The sequence below is a fragment of the Kribbella sp. NPDC051586 genome, from assembly GCF_044453965.1.
Taxonomy (GTDB): Bacteria; Actinomycetota; Actinomycetes; order Propionibacteriales; family Kribbellaceae; genus Kribbella.
In genome coordinates this window covers 523,027-544,863 of sequence record NZ_JBITDF010000004.1, presented here as the reverse complement: position 1 = coordinate 544,863, position 21,837 = coordinate 523,027, and the positions used below count along the sequence as shown (strand labels likewise).

Genomic DNA, 21,837 nt, shown 5'->3' with positions numbered 1-21,837 from the left:
GCCATGACCATGCAGCCCGGCTTGCCTGTGCCAGCGCCGAAGAAGTCGATACTGCCCAGGATCGCGATCGCCTGCTTCGTGATCGGTGCGCTCCTGGTCGGGTTCTTCGCGTGGCGGATCGTCGTGACAGCGCCGCACACGCCGCAGCCGATCGAGTCCGGGCGGGTCGAGCTGAAGCGGGAGGGGCTGACGATCTACTCGTCCGTCCCGGTGCTGACCCCGCCGTGCAAGGCGCAGGACGCCGACGGCAACGACGTACCGCTCGAGCGCGAGACCGGGTCGGAGACGATCACGATCAACGGCAACAGCTGGTACGTCGTCGCCCGGTCTGCCGAGCCCGTTCCGGCCGGGGTCTACAGCATCTCGTGCACCGACGACGAGACGAGCGCGACGTACGCCGCCGGCCCGAAGTCGTCCCTGGTCGCGTTCGTGGTGGCGATCCTCGGCGCCATCTTCTCCCTCCTGGTCTTCCTCGGCCTCGGCATCGTCTTCCTGGTCATCTGGGCGATCCGCAAGAGCCGGCGCAACCGGCCCGGCCAACCAGGTGCCCCAGGCAACTACCCACCACCCGGCCACCCCCAGCCCGGCTACCCCCAGCCCGGCTATCCACAGTCCGCCTATCCACAACAGCCGAGCCAGACCTTCCCACCACCCCCGCCCTACAACCCGGGCCCGAACCCCGACCGCCCCCAGGACCGCTGACGCCACCCCATTCGGACCAGACCGAAAGGCTGGGGCCGCGCCTCGATCACCCGTAGCGTCACACCAAACGAGTGAAAGAGGTGGAGCATGCAGGAACGAGTACGACGGTCCGTCAACGCGGCCGCTGTCGCAGGCATCCTGGCAGCGGGAGCGCTCGCGGTGCCTGCCCACGCCGAGGCTGCGGCGCCGGCGGGGTACGAGAGCTGTCCGTACGGGAAGGTCTGCTTGTTCGAGGGGTGGGGCGGGACCGGTGCGCGGTGGGATGTACCGGGGTGCGGCAACTGGACAGTCCCGCAGTGGATGCAGAACCTCGGGGTTTCGTCGGTGAAGACGTACGGCAACGCCGTCGACCTGTCGATCACCATCCCGTACACGCTGGGCTACGTAGGCCCGTGGACCGGCACCAACCTGTCGGCTCAGGAGAACGACCGGGTCTTCGCGGTGCACGTTCGCTGCTGAGGATGATCTGTTTGGATGGGCCCATGGATCTTGAGTGGGCCGGGTGCCGCAACGTTCGTGATGTGGGTGGGCTGCCTACCGCTGACGGCCGGGTGATTCGTGACGGGGTGCTGATCCGGGCGGACAGCCTGCAGTACCTGACCGACGACGGGATCCAGGCGGTACGGCGTTCCGGGGTCGGGCGGATTCTCGATCTGCGCGGCGACGGCGAGGTTGCGGCGTACCCGACTCCGTTCACCGGGACGCCCTTGGCGGTGCGGCAGGCGTTGCAGGATCCGGCCGATCCGGAGCACGGGCAGCCGACCATCGTCGAGGCGTGCACGTGGATGCTCGACCGGCGGCCGGAGTTGTTCGCGGCGGCCGTCAAGGCGATCGCGGACGAGGAGGACGGCGCGGTGGTCGTGCATTGTCACGGCGGCAAGGACCGCACCGGCATGGTCGTCGCGCTGGCGCTCAGCGTCGCCGGGGTGCCGGAGGAGGACATCGTCGCCGACTACTTCCTCACCCAGGAGCGGCTCGCGATCTGGCTGGACGAGCAGCTGGCCGAGGAGCCCGACGCGTCCAAGCATCCGGAGATGATCGAGTTCCGCGACACCCGGGCCGAGTCGATCGTCGCGATCCTGCGCCACCTGGACACGAAGTACGGCGGCCCGGAGGCATACCTGCGACACGGTGGTCTGACCGACGCGGATCTGGCCAGGCTGAGAGCCCGCTTGGTCGACTGACCTGCGTCACGACCGGATCACACAGCGCAGTACATTGGCGCAATGCCGACCGCCGCAGTGTTGAATGCCGCGCCCCCGGCGCGGCGGCTCATGGGGCCTGATTCCCCGGCCTTCCCTCGTCACTCCGGTCGCTTCGCTCCCTGCGTTCCTCAGTCCAGGCCGGGGGCCCCATGAGCGGGCCGATCGGGGCGACGTCCCCGGCCGCGCTGGCCGAACGCTACGGACTCTCCAAGAGCTCGATCCGCCCGCCGCTCGGCTCGTACCTTCGCGAGCTGTGGAGCCGTCGCCAGTTCGTCCTCAGCTACGCCACCGCACGCACCTACGCCATGTACGCCGGAGCTCGCCTGGGCTCGATCTGGCAGGTGCTGACGCCGCTGCTCAACGCCGCGGTCTACTACCTCGCCTTCGGTGTCCTGCTCGGCACCAAGAACGGGATCGACAACTACGTCGCGTTCCTGCTCAGCGGGATCTTCGTCTTCACGTTCACGCAGCGCTGCATGACCGAGGGCTCGCGTTCACTCGCGCTGAACCTCTCGCTGATCCGCACGCTGCACTTCCCCCGCGCGACCCTGCCGCTCGCCTACGTGCTGAACGAGCTGAACCAGATGCTGGTGTCGCTGGCGATCCTGTTCGTGGTCGTCGGCTTCACCGACGGGCCGGCCTGGCGCTGGTTCCTGATCGCTCCCGCGATGGTGCTGCAGATGATGTTCAACATCGGCATCACGCTGGTCTTCGCGCGGATCGGGACGTTCGTCTCCGACATCACCCAGCTGCTGCCGTTCGTCACCCGGACCTGGCTGTACGCGTCCGGGATCTTCTTCTCGCTGCCGTCCAAGCTGGAGCAGCTGGACGCTCCGAGCTGGGTGGTCCAGGTGCTCGCGTTCAACCCGATCTCGGCGTACATCGACATCGTCCGGCGATCGCTGCTCCAGGAGCACAAGCAGAACGAGCTGCCGCACGCCTGGACGATCGCGATCGTCTGGTCGTTCGTGATGCTCGCTGCCGGCTTCTGGTACTTCTGGCGGGCGGAGGACCGTTATGGCCGCGGCTGAGCCCACAGTCATCGCAGACAAGCTCGACATCATCTACAAGGTGATCGCCGGCCAGGGCGGCAAGGGTACGGCGGCCACCGCGTTCCGGCGGATCCTGAAACGGCAGGACCGGCCGACGATCCGCGAGGTCCACGCGGTCAAGAGCATGAGCTTCACCGCGAACAAGGGCGACGCGATCGGCGTGATCGGCCGCAACGGGTCCGGCAAGTCGACGCTGCTGCGCGCGATCGCCGGCCTGCTGCCGCCCGCGTCCGGAGCCGTCTACACCAGCGGGCAGCCGTCGCTGCTGGGCGTGAACGCGGCGATGATGAACGACCTCACCGGCGACCGCAACGTCGTCCTCGGCTGCCTCGCGATGGGCATGTCCCCGGCCGAGGTCCAGCGCCGGTACGACGAGATCGTCGAGTTCTCCGGGATCGGCGATTTCATCGACCTGCCGATGTCGACGTACTCCTCGGGGATGGCGGCGCGGCTGAAGTTCGCGATCGCGTCCGCGAAGACACACGACATCCTGCTCGTCGACGAGGCGCTGGCCACCGGCGACGCCGAGTTCCGGGTGCGGTCCGAGCGCAAGATCAAGGAGCTCCGCGACCAGGCCGGCACGGTCTTCCTGGTCAGCCACAGCCTCGACGTGGTCCAGGACACGTGCAACCGCGCCATCTGGCTCGACGCCGGCGTACTCCGCCTCGACGGCCCCGTCCAGGAGGTCGTCGCCGCCTACATCAAGTCAACCCGCGCCGGCTAGCACGTGCATCCCAGTGGATATCCACTCGTGTTGAGCGTTCTCCACTGGTAGTCGGAGGAAGAACCCCCAACACGAGTGGACATCCCCGTTGTCCACAGATGTGCGGCAGGGAGCCCCGGGCGATGCTCGGTTGCAGGATGCTTGGCGGGTGAACCAGCGGCTCAGACTGATCGCGCAGCGACAGGGCGGCGTCTTCAGCCGCCGCCAGGCCCTCGCCAGTGGCTGCACCCACGAGCAGATCGTCCGCTGTCTGCGGGACGGTCGCTGGGAACAGATCCGACGCGGTCAGTACGCCGAGAGACTCGACCTGACTGTGCTCCCACCGTGGGAACGCGCCCGTACGACGCACCTCCGGCAGGTGCACGCGGTGATCAACGCGATGCGGCCGGGCTCCGTCGCCGTCAGCCATCAGTCGGCGCTGGTCCTGCACGGTCTGCCGATCTGGGGCCTCGACCTCAGCCGCGTGCACGTCACCCGGGTGGACGGGCGATCCGGTGGCGTCGTCGCCGGGGTACAGCACCACCTCGGGGTGCTGACCGACGACGACCTCGGTGTCGTTGACGGCGTGCTCGCGACGACGATCGCGCGCGCGACCCTCGAATCTGCGTGTACGGCGTCGTTCGAGGTGGCCGTGGTCGGTGTCGACGCTGCGCTGCGCGCCGGCCAGCTCGGCGAGGACGACGTACGGCGCCTGCGGTCCGTGATGGCGTTCTGGCCCGGATCCGTCGCGGCCCGGGAAGCGTTGCGGTTCGGAAACGGGCTGTCCGAGTCGGTCGGCGAGTCACGGCTCCGGGTCCTGATGTACGAGCACGGGCTGCCGCGACCTCACTTGCAGACCGAGTTCCGCGATCGTCTCGGGCTCATCGGGCGGGTCGACTTCGCCTTCGACGCGTACCAGACGGTGGTCGAGTTCGACGGCGCGCTCAAGTACGGTGGCGGATCACCCGAGGTCCTGATCCGGGAGAAGCGGCGCGAGGACCGGCTCCGTGCTCTCGGCCTCACCGTGATCCGCACCGACTGGTCCGACTTCGACCGGCCCGCCGGGCTCGCTGCCGACATGCTCCGAGTCCTGAACCGCCACCGTCGCCTGGCCTGACACCGCCGCGTGTGTCGGCCACACCCAGTTCAGGAGATATCCACCCGCTCTGGGGGTTCTTCTCTCGTGTACCAGCAGAGAACCCCGAAGACGAAGGGATCTCCCCTCGTGTTGGCCGGGCGGGCTAGACGGTCTTGGGCTTCTCGCGGAGGCCGATGAGGAAGCCTAGGCCCCAGGAGACGTGCATGGTTGCGCAGACCAGGGGCATCCAGAACAGGGCCTTCCAGGGCAGGTAGCGGCCCTCCATCGCGGAGCCGAAGATGAGCAGCAGTGCGTACCCGAGCAGGGCGATGAAGCCGACATCCAGCCAGCTGACGTCGGTGGCCAGGCCGACGATGCCGAGGATCGTGCCGACCGCGAGCAGGATCACGGCGACCGGCGGCGCCAGGTATCGCCTGCTGGCGGTCTCGGGGTGCCGGCGGATCACCTCGCGGCGCCACTGACCGGTGTGGAAGAACTGCTTGGCCACCGCCGACAGCGACGAGCGGGGCCGGTAGGTGACCGAGAGGTCCGGGGTGAACCAGATCAGCCCGCCGGTCTTGCGGATCCGGTAGTTGAGCTCCCAGTCCTGGGCCCGGTGCATGGTCTCGTCGAAACCGCCGACCCGCTCCAGTGCGGCCCGCCGGAACACACCGAGGTACACGGTGTCGGCCGGCCCGGCCTTGCCGCCCTGGTGGAACGTGGACGCGCCCAGACCCAGCCGGGAGCGGTACGCGCAGGCGACGGCCATCTCCGTCGGGGTCCGGCCCTCGGCCGCCATCACGCCGCCGACGTTGTCCGCGCCGCTCTCCTCCAGCACCTCGACCGCGCGGGTGACGTAGCCGTCGGTGAGCGCGCCGTGGCCGTCGACCCGGACCAGGATGTCGTGCTTGGCGTGCGCGATGCCCACGTTCAGCGCGGCCGGGGTCTTGCCGGTCGGGTTCGGCACGATGCTGATCCGGTGATCCTTCTCGGCCAGCTTGTCCGCGATCTCCTGGGTCCGGTCCTTGCTCGGGCCGATCGCGAGGACGACCTCCAGATCACCGGGGTAGTCCTGCTCCAGGACGCGGCCGACCGCCTCCTCGAGATGGCGTTCCTCGTTCAGCACGGGCATCACGACGGATACGGGTGGCCAGTGGGACAGCGGCATATCAGGTCAGGCCTTACAGATCGATGCGACGTCGTCGACGCCGGTGGCGGGTGTGGTCGGAGAGGTGGTGGGTTTCTTCGTGGAGCTCGGCTTCTTCGTCGTACTACTACTCGGGTTGCTCGTGGTACTACGCGGAGTGGTCGAAGTCTTACCGTCTCCTCCTGAGCCGCCCTTGTCCAGCGATTCGGACTTCGCGATGGCCTCGGCGACCTTCGTCCGGATCAGCGCGAAGTCCGGGTCGCCGGTGTGGATCAACGGCGGGACCGCGGAGAAGCTTGACACCGGGAGCTTCTTCGCGTCCAGCGCGAGGTCTGTGAAAGTGCCCAGCTCACCGGCCGGAATGTCGGTCTTGACGACCTGTTTGCTGGCCGACGCGATGCCCTGGAACTTGGTCAGCACGGTCTGCGGCGACAGCTGGTTGAGCATCGCCGACATCACACATTTCTGCCGGGCCATCCGCTCGTAGTCCGACGACTCGGCCCGGGACCGGGCGAACCACAGCGCGTGGTACCCGTCCAGGTGCTGGTTCTTGCCGGTCTCGATGTAGCCCTTGATCGGGGAGCTGCCGCCGCCGATCGGGACCCGCTTGCCGATGTCCAGCGTGATCCCGCCGACCGCGTTGAGCAGGTCGCGGAAGCCGGCCAGGTCGATCAGCACGAAGTAGTTGATCTTCAGCCCGGTGACGGCCTCGATCGCCTGCGTCGTGGCGGTCTCGCCCGGGTTCGGGTCGCCGGGGAACAGGGCCTTGTGGTTGGCGGCGTAGGTGTAGACGGCGTTCAGCAGGCACTCGGCGGCGCACTTGTTCCACTCGAACCCGTGCGGGAACTGCTTCGCCATCGCCGTACCGGCGGGGAACGGCACCTTGGCCAGGTTGCGCGGGAGGCCGATCAGGACGGTCCGGCCGGTGTCCGCGTCGACGCTGGCGACCGTCATGCTGTCCGGCCGGGTGCCGATCCGGTCCGCGCCGGAGTCGCCGCCCATCAGCAGGACGTTGTAGCGGCCCTTCTCGGCCTTCGACGACTTGCCGCTGCCGAACACGCTGGCGACGAAGTCGCGCTGGGTGTTCACGATCACGCTGGCGTAGATCAGCGCGCCGACGACCACGAAGATCATCACGCCGTCGAGGATGCTGGTGATGAGGCGGTGGTTGCGCTCCAGGGTCAGCGGCTGAGAGATCCGGTACGCGTCGATGAACAGTACGGCCCAGCCGACCGCGAGCACGATCAGGATGATCTGCACCAGCCGCAGCGTCCCGGGCCGGGCCAGGAAGTTGATCGTCCCCGAGCGCCAGATCAGGCCGAGGACGATCAGGAAGACGATGATCGCGATCAGGCCGAAGACCACCCGCCAGGCCCAGCGGCCGGCGCGGCGGCTGCCCGCCACGATCTGCGCCGACCCGGGCAGGATCAGCGTCATCAACAGCAGTGTCAGCGCCCGCTTGAACCGGACCGGCTCGCGGAGATTGCGCAGGTCTGGCTTCTCCTGCGGCATAACGTCCTTCCGTTCTCCAACCGGGCGGTCTGATGCCGACCGTACCTTGTCCTCACCTGTCACTCGGTACGACGTGCCGCGGGACGAACTGGTTCGGGCGGAGGCGGATCCGGAGACGAAGAGTAGCAGTGTCTTCACTCAGCGCAGGAAAACCCGTGCGCTCACCCTGTGGACACCTGGTTTCACGCAGTTGTGATGGAGCCTGGCCAGTGGATGCGTTACGAAGTCCTCCAAGTACAACCAGTGAGGACACCGCCCCATGAAACTGTTCCGCACGTTCCTGGCCGCCACCGCGGTCGCGACCACCACCCTGCTCGGCACCACCGCGGCACAGGCCGCCGCGCCCGGTACCGACTTCACCGGGATCGCCGCGCTGAGCAACTGCTCCGCGTCCCTCGTCCGGTACGCCGAATCGGTCAGCACCGACAAGGCGCTCGTACTCACCAACGGGCACTGCTACGAGGGCGGGTTCCTGCAACCCGGCCAGGTGCTGGTGAACAAGGCGTCGACGCGCTCGATCACCCTGCTCAAGCCGGATTCGAGCCGGGCCGGCACGGTCCGCGCCGACAAGATCCTGTTCGGCACGATGACCAAGACCGACATGATCGTGTACGAGGTCAACGAGACGTACGCGTCGATCAAGAGCCGGCTCAACGTCACCCCGCTGACCCTGGCCAAGCAGGGCCCGGCCGACGGCGCCGGGATGGCGGTCGTGTCCGGTTACTGGAAGCGCATCTACACCTGCTCGGTGCAGGCCACCATCCCGCAACTGCGTGAGGGCGACTGGACCTGGCAGAACTCGATCAAGTACCAGCAGCCCGGTTGCGAGACGATCGGCGGTACGTCGGGATCACCCGTGGTCAGCACCACGACCGGCGAGATGATCGGCATCAACAACACCGGCAACGAGGACGGCGAGCGCTGCACGGTCAACAACCCGTGCGAGGTCGACGCCGACGGCAACGTCACCGTCGAGCAGGGCGCGGCGTACGGCCAGCAGACCTGGTGGCTCTACACCTGCCTGACCGCGAACCGCGCCATCGACCTGAACAAGTCCGGCTGCGAGCTGCCGAAGCCGGCCCGCCGCCGCTGACTGTCCGTAATGAGGACGTGCGGGGTGACGCAGACCACTTGGATATCCGGTAACGTCGCCCCGCATGGCAGTCGACTCCTCCACTGATCACGTCACGACGACCAGTTGGCCGAGCCCGTTCGGAGTTCGGACACGGCTGGTCGCGTCGAGTGCGTTGATGCTGTTCACCGAGCTCGCGCTGATCCGGTGGACCGGCTCGAACGTGGTCCACCTCAGCTACTTCTCGAACTTCGTGCTCCTCGGCTCCTTCCTCGGCATCGGGATCGGCGTACTGCGATCCGGCCGTGCGAAGCGGCTGCCGTACTACTCGCCGATCATGCTCGGCCTGCTGGTCCTGGTGATCGCGTGGAAGCCGGTGACGGTCGACCGGGGCAGTTCGTCGAGCGTCATCTACTTCACCAGCCTGAACACCACCGGACCGCCGGTCTGGGTGATCCTGCCGATCATCTTCGTCGCGGCCGCGGTAGTGCTCGCCGGTCCCGCCGAGCTGGTCGGCCGGTGTTTCGCGGAGTTGCCGCGACTGACGGCGTACCGCTTCGACCTGATCGGGAGCCTGGCCGGGATCGTGGCGTTCACCGCCCTGTCGTTCCTGGGTGCGCCGCCGATCTGGTGGGGTCTCGTCGTCACGGTCGTGTTCGGTCTGCTGATGATCCCGCGGTCGGCCGGATCCGGCCGCCGTGCTGTCGCCACCGGGCTGAGTGCCGCGATGGTGCTTGCGCCGCTGCTGGTGATGCTCGGGGTGCTCTTCCACGAGTCGACCCGGCCCGACCTCAGTTGGTCGCCGTACTACAAGGTGAAGACCAAGCAGTACACCTATGAGGGCGTGCCGCTGCTGACGATCACGGTGAACGGCGTACCGCATCAGCAGGCGATCCCTGCCGACGCACGGTTGCAGTGGGAGCCGCAGTACGGGCTGCCGTACGAGCGGGCCAACGTCGGCAAGACGCCGAAGAACGTGCTGATCATCGGCGCCGGCTCCGGTTCGGACGTGGCGATCGCGCTGAAGAAGGGCGCGACGCACGTCGACGCGGTCGAGATCGACCCGCGGATCCGCGACCTCGGCAAGGCGCTGAACCCGGACCGGCCGTACCAGGACCCGCGGGTGACGTCGCACATCGACGACGGGCGGGCGTATCTGTCCCGGACCGACAAGAAGTACGACCTGATCCTGCTGGCGTTGCCGGACTCGCTGACGCTGGTGAACGGCGCGAGCTCGCTGCGGCTGGAGAGCTACCTGTTCACCAAGCAGGCGTTCGAGTCGGCGAAGGACCACCTGAACCCGGGTGGGGCGTTTGCCATGTACAACTACTACCGCGAGACCTGGCTGATCGACCGGCTCGCGTCGACGGCGCAGGAGGCCTTCGGGCACAAGCCGTGTGTGGACAAGATCGGCGACGGTCTGCAGCAGGCGGTCGTGACGGTCGGCCTGACGGAGCAGGACCAGACGTGCGCCGCGGAGTGGCCCGGTCCGACTGCGATCACCCCGCCACCGGCTACGGACAACCGGCCGTTCCTGTATCTGTTCACGGACCGGATTCCGGCGCTCTACCTGGTCACGCTCGGACTGGTCCTGGTCGCGGGTCTGGTCGGTGTCGGGATCGCCGGCGGCGGGTCGTCGTACCGGCGGATGCGGCCGTACGCGGACCTGTTCCTGCTCGGCGCGGGCTTCATGTTGCTGGAGACGAAGAGCATCACCGGGTTCGCGTTGCTGTTCGGTACGACGTGGGTCGTGAACGCGATCGTCTTCGCCGGGGTGCTGGTGGCGGTGCTCGCCGCGGTCGAAGTGACGAGGCGGTTCAAGACACCACCGATCAAGGTGATGTTCGCCGTACTGTTCGGCGGGCTCGCGCTGGCGTGGGTCTTCCCGGACAGCTGGCTGCTCGGGATGCCGGTCGGGTTGCGGGCGATCGTCGCCGTCCTGATCGCGTTCATGCCGATCTTCGCCGCGAACGTGATCTTCGCCAAACGCTTCACCGACACCGCCGACGCGACGGCGTCGTTCGGCGCCAACCTGCTGGGCGCGATGCTCGGCGGCTGCCTGGAGTACGCCGACCTGATCATCGGCTTCCACGGCCTGCTGATCATCGCCGCGCTGCTGTACGCCGGGGCGTTCCTGCTCACCCCCAGAAACCGGACCCTCGTCCGATGAGCGAGTTGGCGGGCTACTACCGCGATCGCGCCGGCGAGTACGACGCGGTCTACGACAAGCCGGAACGGCAGGAGGACCTGGCCCGCCTGCGGGCCCTCCTGCCGCCGCTCGTCCGCGGCCGCTCCGTCCTGGAAGTTGCCGCCGGCACCGGTTACTGGACGACCGCGCTGTCGACGACGGCCGAGTCGGTGCTCGCCACGGACGTGAACGAGGAGACGCTGGCCATTGCCCGGACGCGGTCGTACGGCTCCGGCGACGTGCGCTTCCAGACGGCGGATGCGTACGACCTCGGGGCGATCCCAGGCCGGTTCGACGCGATCTTCGCGGGCTTCTTCTGGTCCCACGTGCCGCGCGCCGACGTTCGACGGTTCGCGCGCGGGCTGCTGGACCGGGTCGAGCCGGGTGGCGTGGTGATCCTGGCGGACAACCGCTATGTGGAGGGAAGCAACTATCCGATCACCCGGACGACGGACGACGGCGACACCTACCAGACCCGGCAGTTGTCGGACGGGCGGTCGTACGAGGTGCTGAAGAACTTCCCGTCCCGCGAGGAGCTGGCCGCGGACCTGGCGCCGGCTCAGGTCGAGTGGACCGAGTTGTCTTACTTCTGGCTGGCAACTGTCTGCTGATTGGTACAGGTTCGGCCCGTTTGCGGGGGGCCGGGCGGATCCGGATGGCAGTATCTGAGACATGACGTGGCTCGTGACTGGTGGTGCTGGGTACATCGGTGCGCATGTGGTGCGTGCGTTCCGCAACGACGGGATCGACGTGGTCGTGATCGACGACCTGTCGAGCGGGAAGGCGGAGTTCGTACCGGACGGCGTGCCGTTCGTGCGCGCGAACCTGCTGGACGGCACGGCGGTCCGTGAGGCGCTGGACGGCGTCGACGGTGTCGTACATCTCGCCGGCTTCAAGTACGCCGGGGTGTCGGTGGAGCGGCCGCTGCACACCTACACCCAGAACGTGACCGCGATGGTGTCGCTGCTCGAGGCGATGGCGGAGAAGTCGGTGCCCAACATCGTCTTCTCGTCGAGCGCCGGCGTGTACGGGACGCCCGAGGTCGAGGTGGTCACCGAGGACACCGAGCCTGACCCGCAGTCGCCGTACGGCGAGTCGAAGCTGATCGGCGAGTGGCTGCTCCGCGACCAGGCCGCCGCTGCCGAGCTGCACTACACCTCGCTGCGGTACTTCAACGTCGTCGGGTCCGGCGATCCGACGGTGTACGACGCCAGCCCGTACAACCTGTTCCCGATCGTCTGCAACCTGCTGACGCAGGGGAAGGTGCCGCAGATCTACGGCACCGACCACCCGACCCCCGACGGCACGTCGGTCAAGGACTACGTCCACGTCGCCGACCTGGCCCGCGCCCACGTCGCCGCCGCCCGCGCACTCGAGTCGGGCAAGACCCTCGAGCGTGTGTACAACCTGGGCAGCGGCACGGGTACGTCGGTCCGCGAGATCATGGACGCCGCCCGCCGGGTCACCGGCATCGACTTCACTCCGGGCGAGGGTCCGCGTCGTCCCGGCGACCCGTCCCGCGTCGTTGCGAACGGCGACCTCGCGGCGCGCGACCTGGCCTGGAAGAACACCTACACGGTCGACGAGATGTTCGCGACCGCGTGGGAAGCCTGGCCGAAGGGCTAGTACTCCTTCTTGAAGGGGCCGTTCGTCGTCAGGTCCATCCCGCCTGGTCCGGTGAGGACGCCGCCTTCGACCGGGAGCGTGTGGCCGGTGATCCAGGACGCGTCGCCGGAGGCGAGGAACGCGACCGCGGCGGCGATGTCCTCGGGCTCGCCGACGCGGCCGAGCGGGTACATCTTGCCGAAGAGCTCCAGCGTGCCGGGCTGGCTGTCCCAGTTCGGCGTCCGAATGGTGCCGGGGGCAACGACGTTGAAGCGGACGCCGAGGTCGCCGTACCGCGCGGCATAGTTGACCGTCATCGCGATCTGGCCGGCCTTGGCCGCGGCGTACTCGATGTTGCCGAAGGCAGCGAGCCCGTTGACCGAGCTGATCGTGACGACGTTGCCGCGGTTCTTCACCAGCTGCGGGAGCGCCGCCTGGATGCAGCGCGATGCACCGACCAGGGTCAGGTCGAGTTGCGCGTGCCATTCCTCGGCGGACGTGTCCTCCGGCACCGTTGACACGATGCAGCCGCCGGCGTTGTTCACCACTACGTCGAGCCGGCCGAACCGCTCGACCGCGGCCGCGACAGCCGCATCCACATCGCCCCGGTCCGTCACGTCGACGCGCAGCGGCAGCGCCTGCTCGCCGATCCCGGCCGCGACCTCGCTGACCTTCTCCTCCTGGAGGTCGGTCACCACGACCGAGGCGCCCTCGTCGGCCAGCCGCCGCGCGACCGCGGACCCGATGCCCTGTGCCGCCGCCGTGACCAGCGCGACCTTTCCTTCGAACCGACGCACGCTATGCCTCCGTTGTTACTCGAGTACTTGGTCGACCTTCTCGTCCGCGACCCGGCGCTCCAGCTTGGCAGCGTCCAGGTTGCGGCAGAGAACGATCGAACCACCTCCGGAGATCACGCCGACCAGCAGTCCCAGGCCGTCGCGGTCCGTGAGCGTCCGCCGGACCAGGATCCGGTCGCCGATCGGCTCCGCCGTACCGATCAGATCCGCATGGGTGAGGTCGTCGTACGCCGGGGAATCCGCCGTCGGCGGGTCGAACGGGACGAAGACGTCGGGGTGGTTGTAGACCTCGGCGCCGTAGTCCTGGATGCCGTCCGGGAGCGGTTCGCGGAAGCGGCCGCCGAGCGGGAGGAGGGCGGAGGCGACGGTCTCGCGGTCGCCGCGGACGGCGAAGTCGGGACCGGTGATCGCGAGGGTGCCGGTCCCGCTGGTCAAGGAGGCACCGACGGACCAGGTGGAGAGCGCCCAGACGACGCCGAGCCAGTGCGGTGGGAGGCCGATCGCAACGGTCTCGCCGGACTCCAGGTCGTACTCGTCGGCCAGCAGGTTCGCGGTCTTGGCGACCCAGTTCGCGGTGGTGACCGCGCTCAGCTCGATCCGCTCGCCGGTCGCGTCGTCGTAGTAGGTGAGGAACGGGGCGCCGCCGTCCCGGCGGACCGCGGCCGCGAACAGCTCGGGGAGGACTCGTGACATATGGCCCACCCTACGGTTCGGACTCCGGCGTACCGTGGTGGGGGATTTTGTCGAAAGAAGGCTTGTCATGGTGCCACTGCTCGCGCTGCCCGAAGGCGGCGAATGGATAGTCATCCTGGTCATCGTCGTTCTGCTGTTCGGCGCGAAGAAGCTGCCGGAACTGACGAAGAACGCCGCCCGCGCGATGAAGGAGTTCGAGAAGGCGCGGCACAGCGACGACGACGAGACACCGGCCCAGGTGACCGCTCCCCAGGCCCAGGCTCAAGCCCAGGCCCAGGCGGCTCCTGCTCAGGGCCAGGCAGCCCCCGCGCCGGCTCAGCCGGTCCAGCCGGTTCAGCCGCCGGTGGAGGGTGGCTCAGCTCGGCAGGTTGACCTCGAGGGCGGCGGTTCGCAGGGCGGCGGCCAGTAGGGCGGTCGGTTCCGGGATCCGGCCGGGTAGGCGGGCCAGGATCGTGCGGCGGAGCTCCTGAGGGCCACCGCGGACGGTGACGACCCGGACGCCTGGCGGGACCGCTGACGCCATCGAGGCGGAGATCGTGGTCAGCCCGGCGCCGGCGGCTACCAGGTGGAGTTTGGCCAGCCAGTCACGGACGGTATGGGCGATCACCGGGCGTTCGTCCAGGCCCGGCCAGACACCCATCCACAGTTCGCTGGACGACGTCGGCCCGGCGATCCAGCGCTGACCGCGGAGGTCGGCGACGTCCACCGAGTCGTGCGCGGCGAGCGGATGACCGGTCGGGACGGCCAGTCGAAGGCTCCGCTCGGCCAGCGTCTCCAGCTTCAGGGCGGGCGACTCCGCGTCCGGCGGGCGGAACGGCGGCGCCGACGCGATCAGCGCGAGGTCGATCGTTCCGGCCCGGAGCGCCCGGACCAGGTTGGGCGTCGATCCTTCCCTGGTCGTCACGGTGATCGCGGGGTGCGTACGCCGGACCGCGCTGATTGCCCGCGGCAACAAAACTGCGCCGGCGCTGGGGAACCAGCCGAGGCGTACGGTGCCGCCGGCGACGGGTAGGCCGGCGAGTTCGCGGGCGGTCGCGTCGAGCTGGTCCAGGACGGCGGCGGCGTTCCGCAGTACCACCTGGCCTGCCGCGGTGAGCGCGACGCCTTCACGACGGCGCTCCAGCAGCTGGTTGCCGGCGGCACGTTCGAGGGAGGCGATCTGGCGGGAGACGGCCGATTGGGTGTACCCGAGGGCCGAGGCGGCGGCGGTGAAGGTACCGCGCTCGGCCACCTCCCGGAACACCCGCAGCGCGACCAGCGAGACGTCGGTGAAGTCCATGACATCTACGCATACCACCTGTGCCGAACTTTCGCTGGAGTCATGCCGATCCCGGACCTACGGTGGCCACATGACAGACCAACGCATCGCAGTAGTAACCGGCGCCAACCAAGGCATCGGATATGCCCTCGTAGAAGAACTAGCCAACCGCATGAACCCCGAAGACCTGGTCGTCCTCACAGGAAGAAACCCCGAACGAGTCGCCGCAGCCGTCGCCCAGCTCAACCGCCGCGCAAACCAGGCTCGGGTTGAGGGGCGGGTGCTGGATGTGACTGATGGGGAGGCGGTGGCTCGGTTGGCGGGGGAACTGGGGGTGGTGGACATTGTGGTGTCCAACGCGGTGGGGCCGTTGGAGCCGGGGACGGCCGCGGGGGAGCAGGTGGATGAGTTTGTGGATGTGGCGAACCTCGGGGCGCAGTACATGTTGCGGGCGTTCGGGCCCAGGCTGCGGGCCGGTGGGCGGTTGATTGTGGTGGCCAGTTCGCTGGGGACGTTGGAGCAGTTGCCGGAGGAGTTGTGGGGCCGGTTCGACGGGGTCTCGTTGGAGGACGTCGAGAAGGTTGTGGAGGAGTGGCGGGCGGCGGTGCACGACGGTACGGCGGCGGCGCAGGGCTGGCCGGAGTGGATCAACCTTCCGTCGAAGGTGGCGCAGGTCGCGGCGGTTCGCGCGGTGGCCGCCGAACGGCGGGAACGGGACCTGGCGGAGAGCACCCTCGTCGCGTCGGTCTGCCCAGGGCTTGTCGACACCCGCGCCTCCCGGCCGTGGTTCGACGACTTCAGCCAGGCCAAGTCGCCGGCCGACGCGGTGCAGCCCATCGTCGACCTGATCCTGTCCGACCGCGTCGACCCGGCGCAGTACGGCGAACTGATCCGCGACGGCAAGGTCGTCGACTGGAAGCCATCCACCCCTCTGTAGGCGCCTCGCCCGCACAGACTAGTTAGGCTAGCCTAACTTCCGTGAGGGGTACGACGATACGCGGCGAGATCAGGCGCTTGACGCGATCCGGCGACTCCCGGGGTGATCGCCCGTACCTGGTGGACGACCCCGGGGTGAGTCGCGACGGTCTGCGCACGGTCGCTTACTGGATCGCCGGCGAGCCCTCCGAGGGCGGGGACGCCGTCCGGATGCGGACGGTCGCGGAGGCCACCGAAGAAGGCCTCGACGTCACGGACCCCGCAGTACTGCAATCGCTGGAGTTCTCATAAGGTCGTCCCATGCTGATCCTGGCCGGTCTGGGCCTGATCCTGGTGCTGACCGTTGCCACCGGCTACTTCGTTTCGCAGGAATTCGCGTACGTCGCCGTCGACCGGAGCCGCCTGCGCACGCGGGCCGAGCACGGTGACGCGGCCGCCGCGCGGGCGCTGCGGGTCACGTCACGGCTGTCGTTCGTCCTGTCCGGCGCGCAGGTCGGCATCACCATCACAGCACTGCTGGCCGGGTACTTCGCGGAGCCGTATCTCGGTGCGGGCCTGGACGACGTGTTCGGCGCGGCCGGTGTGCCGGATGCCGTGAGCATGTCGATCTCGGTGATCCTGGCGTTGCTATTGGCAACGATCATCCAGATGGTGCTGGGCGAGCTGGCGCCGAAGAACCTCGCGATCGCGAAGGCCGAGGCGATCGCGCTGCGGCTGTCCCGGTCGACCCTGTGGTACCTGACGATCGCGGGCCCGGTGATCCACCTGTTCGACTCGGCGTCGAACCGGATCCTCCGCCGCGTGGGGATCGAGCCGGTCGAGGAGTTGCCGCAGGGCGCGACACCGCAGGAGCTCGACCGGATCATCGAGACGTCGTACGAGCAGGGCCTGCTGGACCAGGACACCATGCGGCTGCTCGATCGCGGCCTGGACTTCCGCGGCCGGACCGCGGGCGAGGCGATGGTCCCGCGCGTGGACGTGGTGACGATGCATCGCGACGAGCCTCTGACCCATGTGGTCGAGCTGCAGGACACCGGGCACAGCAGGTTCCCGGTGATCGGCGACTCGGTCGACGAAGTGGTCGGCGTGGTCGCGATCGGCGACGTGGTCGAGCTGGAGCCGGCCGACCGCGCCGCGATCGCTGTCGGTTCGCTGGCGTCGCCCGCGGTCGCCGTACCGACCACGCTGCCGCTGCCCGGCGTACTCGAGCGCCTCCGTGTCGCGCGACGCCAGTTGGCGATCGTCGTCGACGAGTACGGCGGGTTCGCCGGGATCGTTTCGCTCGAGGACATCGCGGAGGAGCTGGTCGGCGAGATCCGCGACGAGGACGACCTGCCGGAGACCGGTCTGGTGCAGGGCGGTGACGGGTCGTGGGTGGTGCCGGCCAGATGGCGGCTCGACCAGATCGACGAGGCGACCGGCGTACAGCTGCCCGAAGGCGACGACTACGAGACGGTGTCCGGTCTGGTGATGGCGCGGCTCGGTCGCATCCCGCTCGTCGGTGACGAGGTCGTGGTGGAGCTGACGCAGCGGATCGACCACGACGGCCGGTCGGTACCGGCCGAGTTCGTGCGGCTGACCGTGCAGACCATCGAGCGTCGGGTGCCGGGCATCGTGCTGATGGAGCGGATCGCATGAGTACGACGTGGGCGCTGATCATCTCCGCCGTACTGCTCGCGCTGAACGGGTTCTTCGTCGCGGCCGAGTTCGCACTGGTCGCGTCGAAGCGGCACCGGCTGGAGGAGGCGGCGGCGTCGGGCAGCCGGTCGGCGCGCGCCGCGATCGCCGGGGTCAGCGAGTTGTCGCTGATGCTGGCGGGCGCGCAGCTCGGGATCACGTTGTGCACGTTGGGTCTCGGCTCGCTCAGTGAGCCGGCGGTCGCGCATCTGCTGCATCCGCTGTTCGAGCTGGCGAACGTACCCGAGGGCGTCGGGCATGTCGTCGCCCTCATCATCGCGGTCGGCGGGATCGGTCTGCTGCACGTACTGCTCGGCGAGATGGCGCCGAAGTCCTGGGCGATCAGCGATCCCGAACGGTCGGCGTTGATACTGGCGATGCCGTTCCGCGCGTTCACGTGGGTCTTCCGCCCGCTGCTGAGCGTGCTCAACTGGATCGCCAACCTGTGCGTCCGGCTGGTCGGAGTGACCCCGCAGAACGAGATCGCCAACGCGCACGGCCCGGACGAACTCCGGCTGCTGATCGAGTCCTCGCGCGAGCACGGGACGCTGGAGGAGCCCGAGCACGAGCTGCTGACCGCGATGCTCGCACTGCAGAACACGACGGTCGGTCAGGTGATGACGCCGATCCTCGAGCTTTCGACGGTTCCTGCGTCGGCCTCGGCCCGGGAGGTGGAGCTGATGAGCCGGCGCGAGGGGCATTCCCGGCTCGCGGTCGTCAGCTCAGGTCCCGATGATGCTCCGGGGATCTGCGGCATCGTGCACGTCCGCGACGCCGCCCGCGCGACCACCGCCGGCGACACCGCCAGCCGCGCCTCGGACCTGATGACGGCGGCCCTCGAACTCGGCGAGAACACCCCGGTCGCGAAGGCGATCCGCACGATGCGCGACGAACGCTCGCAGCTCGCCGTCGTCTGCGGCGGCGACCAGGCGATCGGCGTCGTGGCCCTCGAGGACCTCCTCGAAGAGGTCATCGGCGAGTTCGACGACGAGACCGACCCCATCGTGTCCGCCACCACCCCACCCCCCACCCCCTCCTAACCCCCACCCACGCCCCGCCCACCCCCCGCCCTCGCCCGCCCTCGCCGTACCGATTCGCACTTTGTGCACCCACCAACCATCGCGGGCCGGTCAGAATGGTTGGTGGGTGCACAAAGTTGCTGGTGAGAGGAAGAGGGAGCGTCGTGCCGATCAGCCGGATTGGGCTTGTGGTTCATCAGGGGCGGCCGGTTGCCGTGGAGACTGCGGGGACCGTGCGGAGGTGGGCGGCCGAGCATGGGATCGGCTGCACGGACATCGACGTCTGGAAGGACCACCAGGAACGGCGTACCGGGACCGAGGAGCTGCATCACGCCGGTGACCCGGACCTCGTCGTCACGCTCGGCGGCGACGGCACCTTCCTGCGCGGGGCGCGGATCGCGGCGAAGAACAACGCGGCCGTCCTCGGCGTCGATCTCGGCAAGGTCGGGTTCCTGACCGAGGTGGCGTGCCGAGACGTCGAGGCCGCGCTCGAGGCGGTGCTCCACGGCGGAGCGACGTACGAGGAACGGATGACGCTGACGATGCGGGCGTCGCGGCCGCTGGAGATCCCCCACGGGATCGAGTCCTTGCTGCGGTACGGGCACGGTCCGGCGCTGCCGCCACCGCCGGTACGGCACGAGATGGCCGAGGGTGACGGCTGGGGGATGGCGCTCGACGTCACCGCGTTGAACGACGTCGTGGTGGAGAAGCTGGCGCGGGACCACCAGGTGGCGTTGGGCGTTTACCTGTCGGGGCGGTTGCTGGCGTCGTACTCCGCCGATGCGGTGATCGTCGCGACGCCGACCGGCTCGACGGCGTACAGCTTTGCCGCGGGTGGGCCGATCCTGTCGCCGAACACCGAGGCGATCGTGTTCACTCCGGTTGCGCCGCACATGACCTTCAACCGAACGGTTGTCGCGGCGCCGGACGAGCCGATCGCGCTGCGCGTGCTCCCGCATTCGGGGCAGGCCGCGGTGAGTATCGACGGGCAGCTGCGCGGCGTACTCGATCCGGGGGACTGGATCGGGGTGTACGGGTCGCCGCAGCGGTTGCGGCTGGTGCGGCTGCGTCCGACGGACTTCTACGGCCGGCTGCGCGACCGCTTCAACCTCACCGACGCACCCGCCACGGCACTCGACGGCGAACCCGAACTGTTCTGGCAACCGGCCGATTCACCGATTCCCCCGGACCTCAAGCACCTCCGGATTCCGCAAGCACCTGGTGATCCGTAAGCGGCGTGGCTTGGCGCTGCTGAACCACGCCGCTCACGGATCACCGTGACGACCGGTAGGGTCTTTCCTCATGCGAAACGTGGTGATCCTGGCGGGTGGTTCGGGGACGCGGTTGTGGCCGATGTCGAGAGACGACAGGCCGAAGCAGGTGCTGCCGCTGGCGGCGGGACAGTCGTTGCTGCGGGTGGCGTTCAACCGGCTCCGCGGACTGGTCGAGCCGGAGAACATCTACGTCTGCACGGTCGGCGCCTACACCGACGTCGTACGCAAGGAGCTGCCCGAGCTCGGCGAACACAACATCATCGGCGAGCCGGCCCGCCGGGACACCGCGAACGCCGTCGGGCTCGCCTCCGCGGTGGTGGCGCGGAACGATCCGGACGCGGTGGTCGCGTTCGTCGGGTCGGATCACCTGATCAGTCCCGAGGCGGAGTTCCGGGCGGCGATCGAGCACGGGTTCGAGGTGGTCGAGGCTCGCGGGCGGTCGCTGGTGACGTTCGGGATCGAGCCGACGCATCCGCACACCGGGCTCGGGTACATCGAGCGCGGCGCCGCTCTCGAGGGGACGCACGCTTTTGTCGTCGACCGGTTCCGGGAGAAGCCGGATCGGGCGACCGCCGAGGAGTACCTCGCGACCGGGCGGTTCTGGTGGAACTCCGGGATGTTCGTCTGGCAGGCGTCGACGGTGCTCTCGGTCCTCGACTCGTTGCTGCCGGAGTCGGCGGCGAAGCTGCGCGAGGTCGCGTCGGTGTGGGACTCGCCCGAGCGGGAGGACACGCTGGCCGAGATCTACCCGAACCTGCAGAAGATCTCGGTCGACTACGCGGTGATGGAGCCTGCGTCCCAGGGCAAGGTCGATGCCGACGTGGTCGTCGTACCGATGCCGGTGCACTGGCTGGACGTCGGCTCGTGGGCCGCGCTGGCCGACACGTACGACGCCGACCCGAACGGCAACCGCACCGACAGCATCACGCTGAGCTGCCTACTCGACTCCCACGACAACATCATCGTCACCGACGACCCGGACCACCTGGTCGCAGCAGTCGGCCTCCGCAGCCACATCATCGTCCACACCCAGGACGTAACCATGGTCTGCCCGCTGTCCGACGGCGAGCGCGTAAAGGATCTGGTCGCCCGCGTCCAGTCGGACCACGCCAACTACATCTAGCCGCCGTTGGGCTCCTGGGCGTCCGCGGCCGGGTACTTCTCCATGAACTGCTTGAGGGCGTCGCCGCTGACCGAGCCGCAGAACTGGCGGTGGCCGAAGGACTTCTGGGCGTCGTTGGGGGCGCTCCAGTGGGCGAAGGCGAGGTTCTTGCCGTCGGGCCAGCCCTTACCCTCGGACTGCTTGTACGGCGCGGCGATGAACTTGCCGACCGAGCTGTCCGGCAGCTTGGACTTGGAGAGCTTCTCGATCTGGTCGATCTGGTCCTTGGGCAGCGTGTCGCGGTACCACAGGATCGTGTAGCCGTGCTCCAGGTTGTGGACCAGGTTCTCCACCGGCGGGCGGTCGCCCATCGAGTAGAACTTCTTGTCGAACGGCGCCCAGACCGCGTAGTGCGGGCCGGACGACGGCGGCGACACGGAGTACAGGATCTTCTCGCCGTCTGGGCGGTGGTCCAGGGTGCCGGCGGCTTCGTCGTTGGTGATCGCGTCGCAGGACGCGGCGGACGCGGCGACGCCGAACTCGGTGAGCGCCTGGTTCTTGGTCCGGGAGTCCTGGACAAGCTTGATCGCCGGGTAGGCGATGATCGCCAGGCCGACCACGATCGAGCACACCACGATGATCATCGTGCGGCGGCGGTCCGAGCGGGACTGCTCGCGCTGCATCTTCTCGATCATCTCGCGGCGCGACTGCTTCTGCGACGACGCTTTACCCACAGTGTTGGTCTTCCCGGCTAAGGGCGGCCACCGCGCCGCCATGCGAAGGCAGTGTACGAGGCGACCCTAAGAAGTTGCCTAGA

Annotated in this window: 23 protein-coding genes; 17 read left to right on the top strand and 6 right to left on the bottom strand. The window is 68.6% G+C overall.

Features of this window, described 5'->3' with window-relative positions:
* Positions 1–3: 3 nt before the first annotated feature.
* The 6 genes from ACIA58_RS29445 to ACIA58_RS29420 all read left to right on the top strand — a co-directional run bounded on the left by ACIA58_RS29445 (position 4) and on the right by ACIA58_RS29420 (position 4,779).
* Positions 4–702, top strand: a complete 699-nt coding sequence (locus ACIA58_RS29445) for a hypothetical protein (protein ID WP_396407048.1) — start codon at positions 4–6, stop codon at positions 700–702.
* Positions 703–789: 87 nt separating this feature from the next.
* Positions 790–1,161 (top strand): peptidase inhibitor family I36 protein, encoded by a 372-nt coding sequence (locus ACIA58_RS29440; protein ID WP_396407047.1) that lies wholly within the window; start codon positions 790–792, stop codon positions 1,159–1,161.
* A 23-nt stretch (positions 1,162–1,184) separates the two neighbouring features.
* On the top strand, positions 1,185–1,886 hold the full coding sequence (locus ACIA58_RS29435; RefSeq protein ID WP_396407046.1) for a tyrosine-protein phosphatase: 702 nt from the start codon (positions 1,185–1,187) through the stop codon (positions 1,884–1,886).
* A gap of 170 nt (positions 1,887–2,056) precedes the next feature.
* On the top strand, positions 2,057–2,938 hold the full coding sequence (locus tag ACIA58_RS29430; protein WP_396407045.1) for an ABC transporter permease: 882 nt from the start codon (positions 2,057–2,059) through the stop codon (positions 2,936–2,938).
* Positions 2,925–3,683 carry an ABC transporter ATP-binding protein gene (locus tag ACIA58_RS29425; protein ID WP_396407044.1) on the top strand — a complete coding sequence of 253 codons (759 nt, stop codon included), beginning with the start codon at positions 2,925–2,927 and terminating at the stop codon, positions 3,681–3,683. Before ACIA58_RS29430 ends, ACIA58_RS29425 begins: the two co-directional genes overlap by 14 nt.
* A 148-nt stretch (positions 3,684–3,831) precedes the next feature.
* Positions 3,832–4,779 carry a type IV toxin-antitoxin system AbiEi family antitoxin domain-containing protein gene (locus ACIA58_RS29420; RefSeq protein ID WP_396407043.1) on the top strand — a complete coding sequence of 316 codons (948 nt, stop codon included), beginning with the start codon at positions 3,832–3,834 and terminating at the stop codon, positions 4,777–4,779.
* A 124-nt stretch (positions 4,780–4,903) separates the two neighbouring features.
* Here the strand turns inward: ACIA58_RS29420 and ACIA58_RS29415 are convergent, their stop codons facing one another.
* Together ACIA58_RS29415 and ACIA58_RS29410 are read right to left on the bottom strand one after the other, a co-directional pair.
* Positions 4,904–5,908: a glycosyltransferase family 2 protein gene (locus ACIA58_RS29415; RefSeq protein WP_396407042.1), complete on the bottom strand. Its 1,005-nt coding sequence runs from the start codon at positions 5,906–5,908 to the stop codon at positions 4,904–4,906.
* A 6-nt stretch (positions 5,909–5,914) separates the two neighbouring features.
* The gene (locus ACIA58_RS29410; RefSeq protein WP_396407041.1) at positions 5,915–7,399 is read right to left on the bottom strand and encodes an LCP family protein; all 1,485 of its coding nucleotides are present in this window, start codon (positions 7,397–7,399) and stop codon (positions 5,915–5,917) included.
* Between the two features lie 259 nt (positions 7,400–7,658).
* Here ACIA58_RS29410 and ACIA58_RS29405 point away from each other — a divergent pair, with 259 nt between their 5' ends.
* From ACIA58_RS29405 to galE, 4 genes are all read left to right on the top strand, one after another.
* Positions 7,659–8,492, top strand: coding sequence for a serine protease (locus ACIA58_RS29405; RefSeq protein WP_396407040.1), 834 nt, complete (start codon positions 7,659–7,661; stop codon positions 8,490–8,492).
* 64 nt (positions 8,493–8,556) lie between these two features.
* Complete coding sequence (locus tag ACIA58_RS29400) at positions 8,557–10,641, top strand: spermidine synthase (RefSeq protein ID WP_396407039.1); 2,085 nt, start codon at positions 8,557–8,559, stop codon at positions 10,639–10,641.
* On the top strand, positions 10,638–11,270 hold the full coding sequence (locus ACIA58_RS29395) for a class I SAM-dependent methyltransferase (RefSeq protein WP_396407038.1): 633 nt from the start codon (positions 10,638–10,640) through the stop codon (positions 11,268–11,270). The genes ACIA58_RS29400 and ACIA58_RS29395 overlap by 4 nt, the downstream gene beginning before the upstream one ends.
* A gap of 61 nt (positions 11,271–11,331) precedes the next feature.
* Positions 11,332–12,285, top strand: coding sequence for a UDP-glucose 4-epimerase GalE (gene galE / locus ACIA58_RS29390; RefSeq protein WP_396407037.1), 954 nt, complete (start codon positions 11,332–11,334; stop codon positions 12,283–12,285).
* On the opposite strand, the gene ACIA58_RS29385 is transcribed toward galE, so the two are convergent.
* Together ACIA58_RS29385 and ACIA58_RS29380 are read right to left on the bottom strand one after the other, a co-directional pair.
* Entirely contained in the window at positions 12,282–13,061 is a 780-nt protein-coding gene (locus ACIA58_RS29385) for an SDR family NAD(P)-dependent oxidoreductase (RefSeq protein WP_396407036.1), read from the bottom strand. The genes galE and ACIA58_RS29385 overlap by 4 nt on opposite strands.
* A gap of 15 nt (positions 13,062–13,076) precedes the next feature.
* Positions 13,077–13,754, bottom strand: coding sequence for a TIGR03089 family protein (locus tag ACIA58_RS29380; RefSeq protein WP_396407035.1), 678 nt, complete (start codon positions 13,752–13,754; stop codon positions 13,077–13,079).
* A 67-nt stretch (positions 13,755–13,821) separates the two neighbouring features.
* Between ACIA58_RS29380 and ACIA58_RS29375 the strand changes: the two genes are divergently transcribed.
* Positions 13,822–14,163 (top strand): twin-arginine translocase TatA/TatE family subunit, encoded by a 342-nt coding sequence (locus ACIA58_RS29375; protein ID WP_396407034.1) that lies wholly within the window; start codon positions 13,822–13,824, stop codon positions 14,161–14,163.
* On the opposite strand, the gene ACIA58_RS29370 is transcribed toward ACIA58_RS29375, so the two are convergent.
* Positions 14,110–15,033, bottom strand: coding sequence for a LysR family transcriptional regulator (locus ACIA58_RS29370; protein ID WP_396407033.1), 924 nt, complete (start codon positions 15,031–15,033; stop codon positions 14,110–14,112). The genes ACIA58_RS29375 and ACIA58_RS29370 overlap by 54 nt on opposite strands.
* 70 nt (positions 15,034–15,103) lie before the next feature.
* Here ACIA58_RS29370 and ACIA58_RS29365 point away from each other — a divergent pair, with 70 nt between their 5' ends.
* The 6 genes from ACIA58_RS29365 (at position 15,104) to ACIA58_RS29340 (ending at position 21,041) form a co-directional block, all read left to right on the top strand.
* Entirely contained in the window at positions 15,104–15,949 is an 846-nt protein-coding gene (locus ACIA58_RS29365) for an SDR family NAD(P)-dependent oxidoreductase (protein ID WP_396407032.1), read from the top strand.
* A gap of 41 nt (positions 15,950–15,990) precedes the next feature.
* Entirely contained in the window at positions 15,991–16,239 is a 249-nt protein-coding gene (locus tag ACIA58_RS29360; protein WP_396407031.1) for a hypothetical protein, read from the top strand.
* Positions 16,240–16,248: 9 nt separating this feature from the next.
* A complete protein-coding gene (locus tag ACIA58_RS29355) occupies positions 16,249–17,586 on the top strand; it encodes a hemolysin family protein (protein WP_396407030.1) in 1,338 nt (445 codons plus the stop codon).
* On the top strand, positions 17,583–18,665 hold the full coding sequence (locus ACIA58_RS29350; protein WP_396407029.1) for a hemolysin family protein: 1,083 nt from the start codon (positions 17,583–17,585) through the stop codon (positions 18,663–18,665). The genes ACIA58_RS29355 and ACIA58_RS29350 overlap by 4 nt, the downstream gene beginning before the upstream one ends.
* A 212-nt stretch (positions 18,666–18,877) precedes the next feature.
* Entirely contained in the window at positions 18,878–19,876 is a 999-nt protein-coding gene (locus ACIA58_RS29345; RefSeq protein WP_396407028.1) for an NAD(+)/NADH kinase, read from the top strand.
* A 70-nt stretch (positions 19,877–19,946) separates the two neighbouring features.
* The gene (locus tag ACIA58_RS29340) at positions 19,947–21,041 is read left to right on the top strand and encodes a mannose-1-phosphate guanylyltransferase (RefSeq protein ID WP_396407027.1); all 1,095 of its coding nucleotides are present in this window, start codon (positions 19,947–19,949) and stop codon (positions 21,039–21,041) included.
* Here the strand turns inward: ACIA58_RS29340 and ACIA58_RS29335 are convergent.
* Complete coding sequence (locus tag ACIA58_RS29335; protein WP_396407026.1) at positions 21,038–21,796, bottom strand: DUF3105 domain-containing protein; 759 nt, start codon at positions 21,794–21,796, stop codon at positions 21,038–21,040. The genes ACIA58_RS29340 and ACIA58_RS29335 overlap by 4 nt on opposite strands.
* Between the last annotated feature and the right edge of the window lie 41 nt (positions 21,797–21,837).